1 pseudogene is annotated in these 545 nt (G+C 42.8%); it reads left to right on the top strand.

From position 1 onward, the window contains the following. A pseudogene (locus R7R24_RS29705) lies at positions 1–302 on the top strand (D-hexose-6-phosphate mutarotase); the annotation flags it as partial. Between the last annotated feature and the right edge of the window lie 243 nt (positions 303–545).

The raw sequence follows: 545 nt of genomic DNA on the forward strand, positions 1-545 counted from the left end.
GTGGTGAGGTTCTTCAACTGACTGACACCATCGATCGCGTATACACGCAACCAGAAGCTCAAATTTTAGTGAAAGACCCTGTTCTTAACCGCACGTTGAGCGTAGCGAACCGCGGCCATAACTCCGCAGTACTATGGAACCCGTGGGCGGAAGGTGCACAAGGGATGGGAGACATGGCTGACAATGGCTATGAAACCATGCTGTGTGTGGAATCTGCCCTTCATGCACCAAGTATTGAAGAAGGCAAAACTCTTGAGCCAGGCGAGAGTTACGAGCTCGTGACAGTGATTGCTGCACAATAATCTTCCTAGGCCGGCTCATCCGGCCTTTTTTTGAAATCATTTCCGTTCTTCCTCGGTCACTTTCTAACTAACTCATTGGTTATCTGAGTTTTTTGACAATTTAATTAATAGATATCAAAAAAATTATTCATATAAACCGATAGCATGCCGATACAAAACTCATAAGTTATAAATATATCAGGAAGACATTCCATGTTAGAAAAGTACAGAAATCAAAGTGTTGGCTTTCAACTAAAGTTAGTC

This window comes from Vibrio sp. 704 (assembly GCF_033339295.1).